This window comes from Arthrobacter sp. alpha11c, from assembly GCF_054149985.1.
The window spans coordinates 3,867,120-3,882,670 of the sequence record NZ_CP196747.1 but is presented as its reverse complement, the minus strand read 5'-3'; the positions used below and the strand labels follow the sequence as shown (position 1 = coordinate 3,882,670).

Here is a 15,551-nt window from a genome sequence, read left to right as displayed (position 1 = left end):
CGCGTTCAATCGCGCCCCGGCTGCCTCGCCGTAGGGTGACAGCGCGAGAAGTGACAGCCCGCCGTCGAGCGCTCTAAAACTACGCCCCGCCGGTAAGCTCAGCCGCGACGAAGCATTACCGCGACGTCGGCCAGCCCGTGTATGACTCAGCCAGGTACGCCTTGGCGTGCTCGGACGAGACCACGGAGTGCAGCTCGCCCAGTTGGCGGGCGCGGTCAAAGTCGTCGGCGCCGGGAACGGTATGCAGCATGGAGGTCATCCAGTAAGAGAAATGCTGGGCCTTCCAAACACGGTCCAGGGCGCGGTCGCTGTAGGAATCCAGCAGTGTGGTGGAACCGTTGGAGTAGAAGGAGTCGAAGCCTTCGAACAACACCTTCACGTCGTGTATCGCGAGGTTAAGGCCCTTGGCGCCGGTGGGCGGGACGGTATGTGCGGCATCGCCGGCAAGGAAAAGATTGCCGTGGCGCATAGGAGTGTGGACGAAGCTTCGGAACGGCAGGACCATCTTTTCCAGGACAGGGCCTTCGTTGAGCTCAAATCCGTTGCCGTTTACGCGTTTGCGGAACTCGGACCAGATGCGTTCGTCGTTCCAGTCTGCCACGTTTTCCTTGGGGTCGCACTGGAAGTACATGCGCTGCACTGTCTCGGTCCGCTGGCTGATCAAGGCGAAACCGTGCTCGGAGTTGGCATAGATCAGCTCGTCGGAGCTGCGTGGAGCCCGGGCCAGGATACCGAACCAGGCGAACGGGTATTCGTGGAAGAACCACTTTCGGTTGGCTTCGGGGATCTGGAAGCGGCAGTGGCTGCGAGACCCGTCAGCGCCAACGAGGAAGTCGGCCTGGATCTCGAACTCCTGCCCGTCGGAATCGGTGAACCAGACTTTCGGTTTGCCCTCGAGATCGTGAACCGTGGTGTCCGTGACGCTGTATCGAACGCCGCCGCCGTCGGCCTCGCGTCGCGCAGCGAGGTCGGCGAAAACGTCCGTTTGTGGGTACAGCCACACGGATTCACCCACCAACTCCTTGAAGTTGATGCGGTGGCTTTCGCCATTGAACCGCAACTCGATGCCATCGTGCCGGTCACCTTCGCGGAGCACCCGGTCTGAGACGCCGGAGTCCACCAGCAGGTTGACAGTGCCATGCTCCAGGATGCCTGCGCGAACAGTTTGATGGATTTGTTCGTGGCTGCGGACCTCCACCACCACGGATTCGATGCCTTGCTTGGCCAGCAAGTGGGAGAGCATGAGCCCTGCGGGTCCTGCACCCATGATGGCGACTTGAGTGGTGACGGTAGTACGTGCCATGGTGTTCCTCGCTTCGTTGCGGTCCCGCTGGGACGGGATGAGCCTGGAATCAGTGTGGCGCGAGCTGCGTGACCGGTGTTACATGAATTCCGTTGAACGGAAACTTCACGTCAATCCCTAAGTTGGCGGCCTATCCCCCGCGCAGCGGTCTGTAACGCCGGAACAAGGGCCTGCAGGCGCATCTCAGCCAAGGGCACCACGACGCCAAGGGCCGCGACCGCTCGCCGCTTCCCGTTCATCACGGGGACGGCGATGCCCCAGGTGTCCGGATCGACCACGCCAGCCAGCTGCGCATAGCCCAGCTGCGCAGCCTCAGCCAACAGGTGGCGTACGACGTCGGAAGTCACCTTTCCTTCCGGGTCGTGGAACCGCTCGAGGTACTCCGCCTGTAATTCGCGGGACTGGTGTGCCATCAGCGCCAGGCCGGCGGAGGAAATGTGGACCGGCATGCGACCGGCAACGCGTGCACGGTTGGCAACCGAGCCGCGGCGTGAAAGCCGCTCCACGAACAGCGCCTCCCAGCCTTCAAGCACGGCCAGGTTCACGTTCTGATTCAAGACTTGCTGAATGTCCTCCATGAAGGGCATGGCCGCTTGACGGAGTGCGAGCGTGGGCGAATTTCTGTTGACCAGTTCCCATAACCGGAGCCCCAGTCGAACGTTCCCGCCAGCACCAAGTTCCAGCAAGCCATGCTCGGAGAGTTGCCGGACCAGCCGGTGGGCGGACGACAACGGGAGGCCGGACCTGTCGGCGAGTTCCGTCAGTTGCAGCGAGGTGGCGCCTTCGGGAAAGGCCTCAATAACCCGAACTACGCGATCCACCACGGAGTCACCGGATGCTGAGTTGGCCACGATGCGCTCCTTTGCTGCGGTTCTTCTGCCAAACGCGTCTTCTAACCAGACGAGCGCGAGTGACGCCTTCCATTCAATGGTAGAACGTGCCTCAGGTTACTCCCGCCGGTGATACAACTCTCATAACTGACCGGCCGTTCTGCTGGCCACATTCACTCCGAAAGAGAACTCCCGAGGACACTATGCCAACGATGACATCTGCCCGCCGCTCACAATGGCCAGTCTGGCTGTGTTGGTTAGCCATGGTCTTGGACGGCTTCGACCTGGTGGTCCTGGGGACCGTTATCCCAACGCTCATCAAGACCGGCGATATAGGCTTTGACGCCGTTGGAGCCACCTTCGCTGCAACTATTTCCTTGGTAGGCGTGGGGCTCGGCGCACTCTTTATCGCCCCGCTATCCGACAAGTTCGGCAGGCGGAAGCTCCTGATCGCCTGTGTGGCCGGCTTCTCGCTCTTCACGATCGGAGTCGCCTTCGCGCCCAACGTGGCGGTTTTCTCCATACTTCGCCTGCTGGCAGGCCTTGGGCTGGGCGCCTGCCTTCCCGCCGCCCTTGCGTACATGAACGATTACGCTCCCGCAGGCTCAGCCGGAAAGTCGACCACGCGGACAATGACCGGCTACCACGTAGGTGCTGTGGCGACAGCGTTCCTGGCCATCCTTGTGGTCCCCAACTGGCGCCTGATGTTTATCATTGGCGGCGTTGCCGGGCTGGCGCTCCTGCCATTCCTGTGGGCGAAATTGCCGGAGTCACTTCCTGAAGCAGCACCCGTGAAGGTGGACGAAACAACAAAGGCGGCTCCCGGCGTCGTGCATTCCACAGACGGCAAGCAAAAAACCGGGTTCCGCGACCTCCTGCAGAAGCCGTATCCGCTGGTGGCCGTGGGAATTGGCATCGCGTCGTTCATGGGATTGTTGCTGGTTTATGGCTTGAACACCTGGCTGCCGCAGTTGATGGCAGCTGCGGGCTACACCGTGAGCACGGGCCTGACGCTGCTGCTGGTCCTCAACCTCGGCGCCGTGGGCGGGCTGGTTTTGGCCGGAATTCTTGCCGACCGGCATGGAACCAAGAAGATCGTGCTGCTGTGGTTCGGGCTTTCAGCAGTGTTCCTGGCCGTCCTCAGCGTGAAGATCCAGAGTGAGTTCCTGCTCAACGCCGCGGTATTTGTCACCGGCGTCTTCGTCTTCAGCTCGCAGGTTCTGGTTTACGCATGGGTCAGCCAGCTGTTTCCGGCCCGACTCCGGGGAACGGCACTTGGGTTCGCTGCCGGCGTCGGACGCCTTGGCGCGATCGTTGGTCCTGCCGTGACTGGAACCCTGGTGGCCGCAAATATTGCCTATCCCGCCGGCTTCTACGTGTTCGCCGCAGCGGGACTCTTGGCTGTAGCAGCGCTGTTCCTGGTGCCCCATCAGGTCAAAAGTCCTGAGCCCGTGCCGGCGGGAGAACGGTAACCGACGGCACGGCGCTAAGTGCTCAGCTGGCCGTCCAACTTTCCGGGCTGTGGGTGAAGCGACTCGCGGGCCTTGCCCAACAGCTGCGGTCCGGCCGCGTAGCAGCGATCGGTGTATTGCCGGAGCGCCGGAAGTGCCTGGACGGCGTAGTCGAAGTGTTCCTCGCGGATCATCGACTCGATGGCCTTGCACTGATCCTCTGTCTCAAGCGCGCCCACCATTGCCGAGGAGATCTTCAGGCTCAGCACAGCATCCATGCTGGCATCGGCGTCGTGTTGGCAGAGGCCGTTGGAGATCCTCAGTAGCCTGCCCGGCAACATCGAAAGGTAAGTGGAGAGAAAACGCAAGGCCGGGGTGGGGTCTCCCATCTCATCGGCCAAGGCCTGCAACCTGCACGGTTCCAGAGCCGGAACCTGACCGTCTGCCTCGTCAGTCATGGCTGGCTGCTTGTGGCTGCGCGGCATCTTCCGGCGTTGATTTGCTGGGGTTCCTCCGCCAGATGGACGCGAGCATCCCGATGACCAGGATCCCGGGCGCACCGTACATCAGGATGTTCAGGACGAGTGGTTCGCGGAGGGCGCGGATGGCATTCCCGACGTAAGGGATGGTCGCGATCTGCTTATCCACCGCTTTGCCCTGCAGGGTGGCGATCCACGGATCGATGCCATTATTCGCGTCGCCCTTGGTCTGGACAGCCACGCCGCCATCGGCTGTTGTGGTGACCTCAGTGATGCGATGGGTCTCCACCCGCTGGTCTTCCACGGGAATGTGGTAGGTGATGATGTCGCCCACCTTGATGTCGGTGATCGGCGTCGGAACGGTGACGACGACATCCCCCGGGTTGATCAACGGCGCCATCGACCCTGTCAGCATCGTGGAGGTTTGGTAGCCCAGGATGCGCGGTCCGATCGCCAGGAAGAGGAAAACCAAGGCCGCCGTGGCCAGCATGCTGAAACCGAGGAATTTCATCGTCTTCGTAGCGATACGGCGAAACGTACCCGGTGCCGCGATGGCTTTAGCGGAGGTTCCGACGGCTGCGGCTGAACGCCGGCCCTTGAGGGCGGGTCCGCTGATGCTGGTCAGTGCGCTCATGGTCCTGGCGTTCCTTCCGTTGTTGGTTATCTTCTGATCGAAAGTCTGGGCCATCTGGCTCAGGCTTCCTGCGGGAAATCCTCAAGTCTGGCTCAGGAAATACCGGCGGACCTGATCGGGCAGGGGGGCGCCCGACCAGGCCCGGCGGGGCTCTGTGGTGATTCTTTTGAGGTGGTGCTACTTGGCTGGTGTTACAGCGTTGGTCTTACTTGGTGGTTTCGGTGCGTTGGGTGCCGGTGAAGGCGAAGGCGATGGTGCTGGTGGCGCCTTGGAAGGTGTCGTTGGCGGTGGTGGGGAACGCGGTGGTGACTTTGAGGTAGTCGGTTTTGGCCGGGGTCAGGGCGGTCAGGTTGTTCAGGACTTTGTTCGCGGTGATCACCGGGGCGGCGGCCATGACCGTGGTTTTGGTGCCGGTGCAGGTGTAGGGGGCTGCGGCGCCGGTCCAGGCGACGGAGCAGTTCTCGATGGTCAGCTGCAGGCCGTTGGTCACATCCGTGGTGAGCAGTGAGGCGGTGGCGCCGGCGGAGGTGGTGAGGGTGACGTTGTTCAGGTCCGAGTTGCCGGTGTTGGCCAGGGTGACGAGCTTTTCGACTTTGTCTCCGGGCAGCAGGCCTGCGATGGGGACGTTGAGGGTGTTGTTCGCGCCGGTGCCCAGGGCGATGGTGACGGTGCCGGCGGTGACTTGCTGGCTGGCCGAGGTGGAGGAGGTGAACGCGCCGTAGGTTCCCATGCCGGCGACGGCGGCTGCGGTGCCGAGCAGTGCGACGGAAGCGAGGACCTTGCCGGAGGTTGTCTTGAGGCTGATGGCCATGGGAATCAGTGTCCTTTCGGGAGGCCACCGCTTCCGGCCGGCCGTTTCGTTTGCCGGCCCTGAGTGGCTGACAAGAAACACTGTGCCGGGCCCGGATCAAGAACCACTCCTGCAATCCATCAACACTTGCTCAGGAAAAGATCAAGAATCCTTATTCCTTTCCCAAGCGCAGGAAGCGGCGCTCTGGACTGATAATAAGCAAGCTGATAATCCTGTAACGAAAGGCCAACGCTAAACACAGAGGTGGGATCATGGTGGATCGCATTACCGATATTTGGGGCGCGAGGACGCCGTTCGCGCGTGAAGCTGACTGGCCCTCCCGCGTGGACTACGCCCTCCAGGAAGGCCTCACCGAAGGCGACGTCGACCACTGGGTCCAGTCCGCCTGCGTGCTGTGCAGCAATGGCTGCGGCTGCGATATTGCCGTTAAGGACGGAGCCATGGTGGGCATTCGCGGCCGTGCTGACGACCGCATCAACAAGGGGCGCCTAGGGCCGAAAGGCCTTTTCGCAAGCTGGCAGGGTGTCTCCAACAAGGACCGGCTCACCCAGCCATTGATCCGCGAGGGCGGCGAATTGGTCCCAACTGATTGGGACACGGCCATGAAGCGGATCGTGGAACGCAGCAAGCAACTCTTGAAGGAGAAGGGCCCCCTCAGCCATGGCTTCTACACCAGCGGCCAGCTGTTCCTTGAGGAGTACTACGCCTTGGGCGTGATAGGGAAGGCCGGCATCGGGACACCCCACATGGACGGCAACACCCGCCTTTGTACTGCGACAGCGGCATCCGCGCTCAAGGAAACCTTTGGCGCCGATGGTCAGCCTGGCGCGTATGAGGACATCGACAATTGCGATGCCATCTTCCTTTATGGTCACAACATGCCAGAGACCCAGACCGTTCTCTGGGCCCGCATCCTGGACCGACTTTCGGGACCAACCCCGCCAAAACTCGTGTGCGTCGACCCGAGAAATACAGAGGCCGCGCGTTTTGCCGACGTGCATCTGGCAGTGCGGCCAGGGACCAATCTCGCGCTCATGCACGCCCTGGTCCGGGAGGTCCTGCAGAACGGCTGGGAGGATCCTGCTTACATTCAGGACCACACGCTCGGTTACGACGAGCTGAAATCCGCTGTGGAGGAATGGACGCCCGAGGCTGCTGCCGAGGTGTGCGGTGTCAGCGCCCACGACATCAGGAAGGCCGCCCGCATCTTCGGCACCTCGGACCGGGTTCTTTCCACCGTTTTGCAAGGGTTCTACCAGTCATCCCAGGCCACAGCTTCCTCCTGCCAGGTCAACAATCTGCATCTGTTGCGCGGCATGCTCGGGCGGCCAGGAGCTGGCCTTCTACAGATGAATGGGCAGCCGACAGCACAAAACAACCGCGAATGCGGGGCCGACGGCGACCTTCCGGGCTTCCGTAACTGGCACAATCCGAAACACGTTGAAGAACTGGCCTCCCTGTGGAACGTGGATCCCGCGATCATTCCCCACTGGGCACCCCCAACCCATGCCATGCAAATCTTCCGCTACGCCGAGCAAGGATCCATCAATTTCCTTTGGGTCTCGGCTACGAACCCTGCGGTCTCCCTGCCCGAGCTGCGCCGGATACGGGAGATCCTGGCTAAGCCGGAACTGTTCCTGGTGGTGCAGGATCTATACCTAACAGAAACCGCCAGCATGGCCGACGTCGTCCTCCCCGCCGCCGCGTGGGGCGAAAAGACAGGGACATTCACCAACGCTTCCCGCGTCGTTCACATCTCTGACAAAGCCGTAGACCCGCCCGGGGACGCCCGCAGCGATCTGGATATTTTCCTGGACTACTCCAACCGAATGGGCTTCACCACCCTGGACGGCACGCCCTTGTTGACGTGGGAGGGCCCGGAAGACGCCTTCGAAGCTTGGAAAGAGTGCTCGCGCGGACGCCCTTGCGACTACTCAGGACTGAGTTATTCGAAACTCCGTGGTGGCAGCGGGATCCCGTGGCCCTGCAATGAACAAAACCCGGACGGCACCACTCGCCTCTATACGGACGGGGTTTTTCCCAGCGATCCTGACTATTGCGAGAACTACGGTCACGACCTCTTGACAGGGGCCGAAGTGGAGCCGGAAACCTACCGCACCAAGATGCCCAAAGGCCGCGCCTGGCTCAAAACAACCAAGTACCATCCACCTCACGAAGAACCGGACGACGACTACCCGCTCCGGTATACCACCGGTCGGACGGCGTATCACTTCCACACACGGACCAAGACGGGACGTTCCCGGACACTCAACGCAGCGGCACCAAGGATGTGGGTGGAACTCTCGGTCGAGGACGCTTCCGCGCTGGGGATCACGGAAGGCGACATCGTCCGTGTGTCGTCCCGGCGCGGCCTAATAGAAGCCCCGGCTCGGGTCAGCGGCGTCCGGCCCGGAACGGTTTTTGCCCCTTTCCACTATGGATACTGGGACTCGACGATGCCGTCCGACCCGTCAGATTCTGCCCAGGGTTCACGGAAGACTGCTGCCAACGAGCTGACCATCACTGAATGGGATCCCGTATCAAAGCAGCCGCTTTTCAAGAATGCCGCGGTGAAAGTGGAGAAAATCCGCGACGGCGATGGACCGGCTCCTGCGCCCAACACCACCGCTTCCCGGCAGGCAGGACAACAACAATGAACCTCAACATCTACCTGGGTCTACTGCATCAGGGCGAAGCCACCCTGGCCGAGTCGTTCCGGCAGGTCTCTGATGGCCATGGCGCGGAGCCCGACGTACATTTCCTCTGCCAGACATTGGCCAAGCAGTGCGACAAGCACGGGGAGCTCCTCCTCCCAATAGTGGAGCGGTACGGCAAGGACACATCCGACCACGAGCCCGAGAGGCTCCACGCCGAGGGCTTGTCAGAAACCCGAAGCGGCCCTGTCGGCCTCCTTCGCGACCTGCAGGACCTGTACCTGCTGGCCAGCTTGGTCGATGTCACGTGGACTGTGATGAATCAAGCCGGATCCGCACTTCGCGACGCCGAGCTGCTCGCCGTCGTCGAGCAATGCCACAAAGAGACCGAAATCCAGCTCAGCTGGTTGAAAACCCGAATGAAGCAGGCCGCGCCTCAGGCACTGCTGGTCGCAGACTGAACCCGCAGACTAAGCCAGTCGCGGGCTAAGTCAGTGGGGCAGCAGCCCCAGGATCGGAAGGGTGACCGCCGTCGAAATGGCCATGGCGGCGGTGTTGCCGATCACCGGGTGGAAGCCCTCCGGTAGCCGGGCCGAAACAGCTCTGGCGACGGGAGGAGCAAGCACGGCCCCAAGCAATGCGCCGCCGATGATGCTCCACCACGAGCCGTCGTAGGCGAGCACGGCGGCCGGCGCCACTGAGACGAGCGACGCGTAGGTGGCCGCCCGCCCACCATTGCTGAACCAGCCGCGCCAAAGAACCACACCGACGGCCGAGGTGAGGGCCTGCGCAAACAGGATGTGCGGAACCAGGTTGGAACCGTACGCGGGCAGCGCAGGATTCAGCAAAAATGCCGTCGCGACGCCAAGGATCATGCCCGCACTGGCGAGCTCGTTGGCGAAGAATTGGGTCTCGGTGAAGTCGGAGAGAACCCGGCGCGCCGCCCATATAGCGTCCTTAAGAACAGGGTTAAGGCCCGACGGCGGCTGGATGGGTTGCAGCCGCCGAGCCGGTTTCCGTAGGACAAGCCAGGGCAATTTCCGGGCAATGAGGAAAGCCAGTACTGATCCCAAGGACATCGCGAGGACGCTCGCCACCACGGGCGGCAGTCCCAGCGGCACGGTGACCGTCGGGATCAGCAACAACGCGCAGGGCGTGATGGTGAAGGCGCCGAGTACAGCTCCGGTCACGCAGGTCCGCCAACCGGGTCCGTACATCAGGACCATTGCCGGGGCCACGCAAACAAAAGGCACGAACGTGGGCTGCCATCCGTCGTCGAGCATCCGGCCGAAAACTACGTTGGACAACAGCAGGCTGAACGACGCCGAGGCCAGCACCCACGGCCACAGACTGGTGCCACACGTCAGCTGGCCGGCCCAGTTCTTGCCCCGCCGGCCAGCGAACCAGGCCAACAAAGCCCCTGTAAGCAACCCGCATGCCGCCAGTTCTGATTTGTAGAACAGGGGCTCGGTCATGTCGCCCAGGAACCATCGGGCCGCTGCGAAAGGGGAGTTGGTGACTGATGCAGCCCAGCCTTCAAACGCAGTGCCGAGCCGCGGCGATTGCTGCGCCAGCGTGTGGAGGACAAGTGCGAGCACTCCCGCCAGGATGACCGAAGCCAGCGCGCCCAACGCTGTCCCGAGGGCGCCGAGCTCAGTTGCAGTCGTCTTCGGGGCAGGATCCGGTCGACGGCGGGGCGCGCCGTCGACAGCTGAGGTGAGCATCGTTGATAACCCTTAGCGTGCGATGTGGTGTAACTCGAAAGCAGCGTATCCGAGCTTTCCAAGGGGGCCCCACTCGTGTTTCTGTGGGGGATTTGTGACTGCGGATGGTGCACAATGGTTCTGATGAAAAAACCATTCAGCATATACAGAATGGTTATTTTATGAGAACCTTTAAGTATGGATCTTGTCACCACTAGAGAAGCCGCCAAGCGACTAGGCGTCAGCGACGTAGCCGTCCGTAAAATGCTGAAGACCGGCCGCCTGACGGACCTAGGCATGGTGGGCCACACGATTCTCATTGACCCTGCCTCATTGCATCGCGCTCTGGATTCGGGAAAGCGCTCGGGCCGACTCTGGACGCCAAAGACCGCATGGGCTGCACTCTGCTTGCTCTCCGGAGACAAGGCACCCTGGATTGAATCAACCAGCAGGTATCGGTTGACGCGTCGCCTCCGCGATCTAAACGCCGGCGAGGTTCAACAACTTGCCAGGAACCGTGCAGAAGTGAAACGGTATCGGGCCACGCCAACTGCCCTCGATGCACTTCAGGAAGCACTGATACCGACTGCAGGCTCCGCGCTGCGCAACAACGAGATCGCCCACCGCTTCGGGCTGGCCGGTGGAGGGGGATTCTTCGACGGATACGCAGCGTCGGGAGACGGCAGCAAGCTCGCCGCCGCGCTGGGAATGGTCGGTGATCCCAGTGGAAACGTGACTATCCGGGAAGCATCGCTCTCTGGACCTTTCGCGGAGCAGATAACCCCCTTGGCCGCCATCGCGGTGGACCTCATGGATTCCCTGGCGACCAGGGAACGTTCCGCTGGCATGCGCGTCCTTGAAGAGCTGCTCAATGGATGACCAAAACGGCCAGAATCATGGCAAGCGGCCCACTCTCGACATACCCATGCCAGTTGGAGGTTGGGGAAGTCCATGGCCACAGTGCGTGGAGTTGGCCAAGGCGCTACCTGCTAGCAAGTGGACGCTGGTCGGTGGCCTCATGGTGCAATTGCATGCGGCCGCGGCCGGCCTGCAGGTCACCCGGCCAACGGCCGATGTAGACATAGTCCTTCATGTCGAAACGGGGGCTGTAACCGCATCCGAGGTCACCGAATCGTTGGGCGGACTCGGTTATGAACTGCGGCAATCCATCGATAGATTCGCCCCAGCACACCGCTTTGTCCGCGGCCAGGAGCAAGTGGATGTCATGGTCGCCGATCATGGAGTTGCCAAGCCTCCGCAGCGCCTTGGTGGACGGGACATTTTCAGACTTCCGGCGGGCACGCAGGCCTTGCAGCGCACCATCTACTGCCAGATCACCACAGGCAAAGAACAAGTGACTATCAGCATCCCAAACACGCTTGGTGCCTTGGTCCTGAAGGGCGCAGCATTTAGGGAAGACTCCCGCGATGGGCGTCGCCATCTTGACGATGCAGCGGTACTGGCTGCAACCATTACTGACGCCCTAAAGGTCGTGCCAGAACTAAAGGGCAGTGACCGCAGCCGTGTCCAAACACTCCACACAGCGTTGCTGGATCCTCTTCATCCCTCTTGGCTCATGCTTGAAGAACATGATCGAGACGGCGCAAGGGATGCCTTGCGCATCCTGGCCTTAAATCCGCAAGGACTCGTTCTACCGACGGGGCTACGGAAGTGAATCCGCCGAACGCGCCAAAGCTTCCAGTCGCCGTCGAGCGCTGTCAGGATTAGCGCTGGCAGGGCGAGACCCACACGAAAACCGGAGGCCCCAACGCGTTAACGTTAGGGCCTCCGGGAGCTCGATAAATCAAGCCTTCCTGCGCGTGACCAACCCCCAGATAACCAGTACGATCAGCGCGCCTCCGATTGCGAGCAACCAAGTGGAGATCGACCAGAATTCGTTGATGCCCACCTTGAAGATGGCACTACCGATCCAGCCACCCAGCACGGCGCCCACGATCCCCAGCAGGAGCGTCGCGATCCAGCCGCCTCCCTGCCTGCCCGGCATGATGGCCTTGGCAATGGCTCCTGCGATCAAACCCAAAATAATCCAACCAATGATTCCCATGTGTTTCCCTTTTCTCGTACGTAGGCCTCGGCCAGCACCAATACCGGGTGCCGCCATCGGCCTGATTGCTAGCTGCCCGCTTGTGCGGCGAACTATGCCGACAACTGGGCGGGCAGACGGTTTAGGCTTCCCTGTTACTGAAGGAGGGATTCGATCTCTCCAACCGGCAGTCCGGCTGCGTCGGCAAGAGCCCGGGGCTCGACTCCGGCGTCGACGGCCTTCTTGAAGGCCAAGGCGAGTGTGTTCTGGGAGATGGCCAGCTCATGTTGAAGGCTTTGGCGGCGAAGTGCCGCCACCCAGACGCCGCTGACCGGGTCCAGGGCGTCGATATCCATTCTGAAACCGCAACTGCAAGCCCACTCCGGCCAGACTGGTTCCACGGTGATCCACTGCATGGAGTCATGGCCGGGTCCTGCGGAGATAGCCATGTGCGAACCGCAGTGGACTGGGCCCATCGGCAGTACCCGTTCCGGAGCAAGGTCTACCGTATTGCCAGCCACTGGTGTGGAGCTTGGTTCACGCAGCGCGACTGTCATCGTCTTCTCCCACACATTCACTAGATCTATCTTGGCTATCTAGTTATATGTGTACTTACGATTTAAGTCCAACCAGCCGGGACAGCTGCACGCACCCGCCGCCAAAGAGCGGGCGCCACCACCACCGCAACGCCGACGGCGGCACCGATCACCGTTTCGATGATGCGGTCCCGCAACAGGAGGCCGGGATCAACAGGGGCTGCCAGCAAAGTAGCGATCAGGGCAAGGGGAGTCACGAAGATCTGCGCAACAAGGTACTGCCGGGCGATGAACATCTCAGCACCGAACTGGCAGGCTGCGATCACCAGGACCATGGCCCAGGGCGCGGGATTAAGCCAGAGGATGCCCGCAAGCAGCACCAATCCGATCACCGTTCCGGCGATTCTTTGGATGCCACGGCTCACGCGGTGGCGCGTCGAATGCCCCACCAATGGAACCACTGCCGCGACCATGGCCCAGTAAGTGTGGCCGAAGCCGAGCCGCTCCCCCACCAGCGTCGCGATGGTCCCCGCAAGGCCGGCCGCGATCAGGTATCCAAAGCCTTCCAACCAGATCGCCCGACGTTCCGGGGTGGTGTGGCGGATGCGCGGCGGCCGCTTCCATGGGGTCCTGTGGCTCTTGAAAACCCGGGATGACATGCCGATCAGAAGGCAAAAGACCGTAGTCCCTGCCGCAACGAGCATTGCCTCCCCAAGCGGCGGTTGCGCCTGGATGGATGCGATCGCAGCGAAAGCGAAGATGTGAAAGAGGGAGCCGCCAGGCCTCAGTCTCCAGGCCGCGACAACCACCGAGCACCCGCCCGCCACGAGAGTGGTAGCAGCAGTCAAGAGCCACGAATACGCGGCACCTTCGATTCCAATAGCTTGCGCTACGCGAGCCATGAGCGTGGCCAGCAACATGATCAGCAGCATGAAACTACCCGCACGCAGCTGGCTTCGGAAGCGGACGCTGTGCGGTTCGTTGCGGCCATAGATGCCAGTAAACGCACCGAACGAGGCAAATACGGCCAGATCCAGCCGCCCCATCAGTGTCAGCGTAATCAGCGGAACAAACACACCCACAGCACAGCGAAGAGCCGGGTGATGGTCCTTGTTTCCAGGACCCATCGTGAACATTTCCGCTACAGCCTTCAAGGGGCGGTTCGCCTTTCGTCGCAGGATCAAAACGTACGACGGCGGCGCTGGCGTCCGCTTCAAGGCTACGCTGCGGGCGCTGGACTACTCCGGCTTTGCGTACAGATAGTGCCCCTTATCACGAGGAGTAAGGGGCACTATCAGTTGCGGATTACTTGTTGCTAGAAGCGGGACGTTGCACCTGGCACTGTGTTGGTTGAGAGCGGGTTGCTCGCAATATCCGTAATGCCGGATGCCGGAGTGTAGCTGGGGACGGGCGCGGGGGATGTGGAAACCGTGTTGCTGCCAGCGGTTCCACTACCCAGCGTGATGGTGAGCGTTCGTGCCGTCGGATTCCAGCTCAGGCTGGAGGCGTTACCGCCGTTGCCGCTAAAGCTGAGCGCGGAGCCCGTGTAGTTGCCACCCAGTGCAACACTGCCGAATCTGAGGGTTGGGCACCCAGCCCCGGTTACCGTCAGCGTGCTTGTCGTGACTCCGGGGGCTACGTTGACTACCACGTTGTCCGCATTGTTGCCGGCTTGGGTCTGCACGTTGGTGGTGTTGTTGGCCCAGACGCTGCAGACGGTGGTCGGGTTGATGGGTTCCGAGAACGTTATCGTCACCGAATCGCCCTTCTCCACCTTGCCGAGAGTGCCGCCCGAACCGTTGTTCAGCTGAACCCCCGTCACCGTTGGCGAGCTCACGTCCTTGATGGACGAGGCCGTTCCCGCAGGACCAGTGTTACCTGCGGCGTCGGTTGCCTGTGCGGAGTAGTTAATGGTCCCTGGGCTGAAAGCGGTCATGTTCATTGGGGTCGCTGTCCAGTTGCCGGAGCTGTTGGCACTGACGGTTTGGGTCAGTGGCAGGGCTCCAGTGCCCGTAACGGTCAGGGCCACTGAGGACAAGGCCTCTGCCGTACCGCTCACGGGAACAGCGCTCACGTTTCCGCTATGGACATACGTTGGCGCCGTCACGGACGGGGCCAGCGGCGGAGTGGCGTCCACTGCGGTAACTGCGCTCCGTGTGCTTTCAGTACCCTGCCACTGAGAGAGTTTGGGCGTCACCGTGTAGTACCAATTCCCAGTAGCGACACCGCTGTCCACGCAGCTCAGCCCCGCCACTGTTCCTGCACAGGTTCCGGACGCTGCTACCGCCGTGCCGCCGATCGCTGAGGGGTAGCGGACGATGCTGTACCCGGTCACGGACCGGCCTGCCGCCGTCGTGCTCGCTGCCCAGGTGACTGTCACGCTGGCTCCGGAAACCGAGGTAGTGGGCTTGGCGCCCTGGGCGACAGCGTCGGCCTTGGCCGCACCGAAGCCGCTGTTAACCGAACTCCAGAAAGCACTGGCAGCGGGTCCGCCCCAGGAGACGAGGAGGATGCCGAGAATGACCACAAGGGCTCGGTTCCAAACACCCATCGTCACACGCGTTGAGGACGACGAAGCAGCGGACTGACGAAGCGGGCTCACTTCCGTACCTCCAGCGTGACGGGGACTTTAAATTGGGCGCCTTGACAGGCCGAAAGTGAGGCCGCGCTCATACTGGCCGCACCCTCAAGAGTCAGCAGGATTGACGTATTTGCCTGAACGATCACGGGCTGCGCCAACGGCGCGGGAGGCGGCGTGAACGTCACGCCGGTTGTGGTGCAGCTGGAATGCCCGGCGTCGGCGGTAACAGCACCATTGGCCGCAAAACCATAGATAGTAACCGCATGGGCATTGGGGTTGGTTGCGCGGAGGATGACGTCGGCTGTTCCACCTGGAACAAGGCTGGTCTGCAGGGTATCCCCCGCGACTAACGCATCCACGGTCACGGTTTGCATGGTCCCGTTGGTCGCCGAACCGTTGCCGATCCCGGTGGTGGTCCAATAGGCGTAGGCGGTCCCTGCTCCGCCCAGGATGCAGAGGGCAACTGTGGCAGCTGTAGTGCGGGCGATCCGTCCGCTACGGAGGTTCCGGGTGAGCGTTTTCATG

The 15,551-nt window shown here is 61.9% G+C and carries 17 protein-coding genes; 6 read left to right on the top strand and 11 right to left on the bottom strand.

From position 1 onward, the window contains the following. Window positions 1-115: 115 nt before the first annotated feature. Together ACTAQJ_RS17975 and ACTAQJ_RS17970 are read right to left on the bottom strand one after the other, a co-directional pair. Complete coding sequence (locus ACTAQJ_RS17975) at window positions 116-1,303, bottom strand: 4-hydroxybenzoate 3-monooxygenase (RefSeq protein WP_498698146.1); 1,188 nt, start codon at window positions 1,301-1,303, stop codon at window positions 116-118. A 110-nt stretch (window positions 1,304-1,413) separates the two neighbouring features. Continuing rightward, window positions 1,414-2,154, bottom strand: a complete 741-nt coding sequence (locus ACTAQJ_RS17970) for an IclR family transcriptional regulator (protein ID WP_498698144.1) — start codon at window positions 2,152-2,154, stop codon at window positions 1,414-1,416. 182 nt (window positions 2,155-2,336) lie between these two features. On the opposite strand from ACTAQJ_RS17970, the gene ACTAQJ_RS17965 reads away from it, so the two are divergent. Further along, a complete protein-coding gene (locus ACTAQJ_RS17965; protein WP_498698143.1) occupies window positions 2,337-3,605 on the top strand; it encodes an MFS transporter in 1,269 nt (422 codons plus the stop codon). 14 nt (window positions 3,606-3,619) lie between these two features. On the opposite strand, the gene ACTAQJ_RS17960 is transcribed toward ACTAQJ_RS17965, so the two are convergent. From ACTAQJ_RS17960 to ACTAQJ_RS17950, 3 genes are all read right to left on the bottom strand, one after another. Then, the gene (locus ACTAQJ_RS17960; protein ID WP_477517637.1) at window positions 3,620-4,042 is read right to left on the bottom strand and encodes an Hpt domain-containing protein; all 423 of its coding nucleotides are present in this window, start codon (window positions 4,040-4,042) and stop codon (window positions 3,620-3,622) included. Then, window positions 4,035-4,697 (bottom strand): signal peptidase I, encoded by a 663-nt coding sequence (locus ACTAQJ_RS17955; RefSeq protein WP_498698138.1) that lies wholly within the window; start codon window positions 4,695-4,697, stop codon window positions 4,035-4,037. Before ACTAQJ_RS17955 ends, ACTAQJ_RS17960 begins: the two co-directional genes overlap by 8 nt. Window positions 4,698-4,902: 205 nt before the next feature. Next, entirely contained in the window at window positions 4,903-5,508 is a 606-nt protein-coding gene (locus ACTAQJ_RS17950; RefSeq protein WP_431118031.1) for a TasA family protein, read from the bottom strand. Window positions 5,509-5,759: 251 nt separating this feature from the next. Here ACTAQJ_RS17950 and ACTAQJ_RS17945 point away from each other — a divergent pair, with 251 nt between their 5' ends. Further along, on the top strand, window positions 5,760-8,165 hold the full coding sequence (locus ACTAQJ_RS17945; RefSeq protein WP_498698136.1) for a molybdopterin oxidoreductase family protein: 2,406 nt from the start codon (window positions 5,760-5,762) through the stop codon (window positions 8,163-8,165). After that, the gene (locus ACTAQJ_RS17940; protein ID WP_498698134.1) at window positions 8,162-8,623 is read left to right on the top strand and encodes a hypothetical protein; all 462 of its coding nucleotides are present in this window, start codon (window positions 8,162-8,164) and stop codon (window positions 8,621-8,623) included. Before ACTAQJ_RS17945 ends, ACTAQJ_RS17940 begins: the two co-directional genes overlap by 4 nt. 30 nt (window positions 8,624-8,653) lie before the next feature. Here the strand turns inward: ACTAQJ_RS17940 and ACTAQJ_RS17935 are convergent, their stop codons facing one another. Continuing rightward, complete coding sequence (locus ACTAQJ_RS17935) at window positions 8,654-9,886, bottom strand: hypothetical protein (protein ID WP_498698133.1); 1,233 nt, start codon at window positions 9,884-9,886, stop codon at window positions 8,654-8,656. Between the two features lie 177 nt (window positions 9,887-10,063). Between ACTAQJ_RS17935 and ACTAQJ_RS17930 the strand changes: the two genes are divergently transcribed. Then, a complete protein-coding gene (locus ACTAQJ_RS17930) occupies window positions 10,064-10,744 on the top strand; it encodes a helix-turn-helix domain-containing protein (RefSeq protein WP_431117163.1) in 681 nt (226 codons plus the stop codon). Window positions 10,745-10,883: 139 nt separating this feature from the next. Further along, complete coding sequence (locus ACTAQJ_RS17925; RefSeq protein ID WP_498698131.1) at window positions 10,884-11,540, top strand: hypothetical protein; 657 nt, start codon at window positions 10,884-10,886, stop codon at window positions 11,538-11,540. A 129-nt stretch (window positions 11,541-11,669) separates the two neighbouring features. Here ACTAQJ_RS17925 and ACTAQJ_RS17920 read toward each other — a convergent pair whose 3' ends face one another. The 3 genes from ACTAQJ_RS17920 to ACTAQJ_RS17910 all read right to left on the bottom strand — a co-directional run bounded on the left by ACTAQJ_RS17920 (window position 11,670) and on the right by ACTAQJ_RS17910 (window position 13,581). After that, window positions 11,670-11,930, bottom strand: a complete 261-nt coding sequence (locus tag ACTAQJ_RS17920; protein ID WP_216927603.1) for a GlsB/YeaQ/YmgE family stress response membrane protein — start codon at window positions 11,928-11,930, stop codon at window positions 11,670-11,672. A gap of 134 nt (window positions 11,931-12,064) precedes the next feature. After that, entirely contained in the window at window positions 12,065-12,466 is a 402-nt protein-coding gene (locus ACTAQJ_RS17915; RefSeq protein WP_498698127.1) for a hypothetical protein, read from the bottom strand. Between the two features lie 62 nt (window positions 12,467-12,528). Further along, complete coding sequence (locus tag ACTAQJ_RS17910) at window positions 12,529-13,581, bottom strand: FUSC family protein (protein WP_498698124.1); 1,053 nt, start codon at window positions 13,579-13,581, stop codon at window positions 12,529-12,531. Between ACTAQJ_RS17910 and ACTAQJ_RS17905 the strand changes: the two genes are divergently transcribed. After that, complete coding sequence (locus ACTAQJ_RS17905; protein ID WP_431117167.1) at window positions 13,574-13,708, top strand: hypothetical protein; 135 nt, start codon at window positions 13,574-13,576, stop codon at window positions 13,706-13,708. The two genes, ACTAQJ_RS17910 and ACTAQJ_RS17905, sit on opposite strands and share 8 nt — an antisense overlap. Window positions 13,709-13,760: 52 nt before the next feature. Here ACTAQJ_RS17905 and ACTAQJ_RS17900 read toward each other — a convergent pair whose 3' ends face one another. Further along, window positions 13,761-15,047 (bottom strand): hypothetical protein, encoded by a 1,287-nt coding sequence (locus ACTAQJ_RS17900; protein WP_498698122.1) that lies wholly within the window; start codon window positions 15,045-15,047, stop codon window positions 13,761-13,763. Continuing rightward, a complete protein-coding gene (locus tag ACTAQJ_RS17895; RefSeq protein WP_498698121.1) occupies window positions 15,044-15,550 on the bottom strand; it encodes a hypothetical protein in 507 nt (168 codons plus the stop codon). The genes ACTAQJ_RS17900 and ACTAQJ_RS17895 overlap by 4 nt, the downstream gene beginning before the upstream one ends. Window position 15,551 lies beyond the last annotated feature (1 nt).

Bases quoted from the DNA above. Each gene is read 5' to 3' on its own strand.
- ACTAQJ_RS17920 (WP_216927603.1), bottom strand. From the start codon at position 11,930: ATGGGAATCATTGGTTGGATTATTTTGGGTTTGATCGCAGGAGCCATT.
- ACTAQJ_RS17975 (WP_498698146.1), bottom strand. From the start codon at position 1,303: ATGGCACGTACTACCGTCACCACTCAAGTCGCCATCATGGGTGCAGGA.
- ACTAQJ_RS17935 (WP_498698133.1), bottom strand. From the start codon at position 9,886: ATGCTCACCTCAGCTGTCGACGGCGCGCCCCGCCGTCGACCGGATCCT.
- ACTAQJ_RS17925 (WP_498698131.1), top strand. From the start codon at position 10,884: ATGGTGCAATTGCATGCGGCCGCGGCCGGCCTGCAGGTCACCCGGCCA.
- ACTAQJ_RS17895 (WP_498698121.1), bottom strand. From the start codon at position 15,550: ATGAAAACGCTCACCCGGAACCTCCGTAGCGGACGGATCGCCCGCACT.
- ACTAQJ_RS17915 (WP_498698127.1), bottom strand. From the start codon at position 12,466: ATGACAGTCGCGCTGCGTGAACCAAGCTCCACACCAGTGGCTGGCAAT.
- ACTAQJ_RS17960 (WP_477517637.1), bottom strand. From the start codon at position 4,042: ATGACTGACGAGGCAGACGGTCAGGTTCCGGCTCTGGAACCGTGCAGG.
- ACTAQJ_RS17910 (WP_498698124.1), bottom strand. From the start codon at position 13,581: ATGTTCACGATGGGTCCTGGAAACAAGGACCATCACCCGGCTCTTCGC.
- ACTAQJ_RS17955 (WP_498698138.1), bottom strand. From the start codon at position 4,697: ATGAGCGCACTGACCAGCATCAGCGGACCCGCCCTCAAGGGCCGGCGT.
- ACTAQJ_RS17965 (WP_498698143.1), top strand. From the start codon at position 2,337: ATGCCAACGATGACATCTGCCCGCCGCTCACAATGGCCAGTCTGGCTG.
- ACTAQJ_RS17950 (WP_431118031.1), bottom strand. From the start codon at position 5,508: ATGGCCATCAGCCTCAAGACAACCTCCGGCAAGGTCCTCGCTTCCGTC.
- ACTAQJ_RS17930 (WP_431117163.1), top strand. From the start codon at position 10,064: ATGGATCTTGTCACCACTAGAGAAGCCGCCAAGCGACTAGGCGTCAGC.
- ACTAQJ_RS17940 (WP_498698134.1), top strand. From the start codon at position 8,162: ATGAACCTCAACATCTACCTGGGTCTACTGCATCAGGGCGAAGCCACC.
- ACTAQJ_RS17945 (WP_498698136.1), top strand. From the start codon at position 5,760: ATGGTGGATCGCATTACCGATATTTGGGGCGCGAGGACGCCGTTCGCG.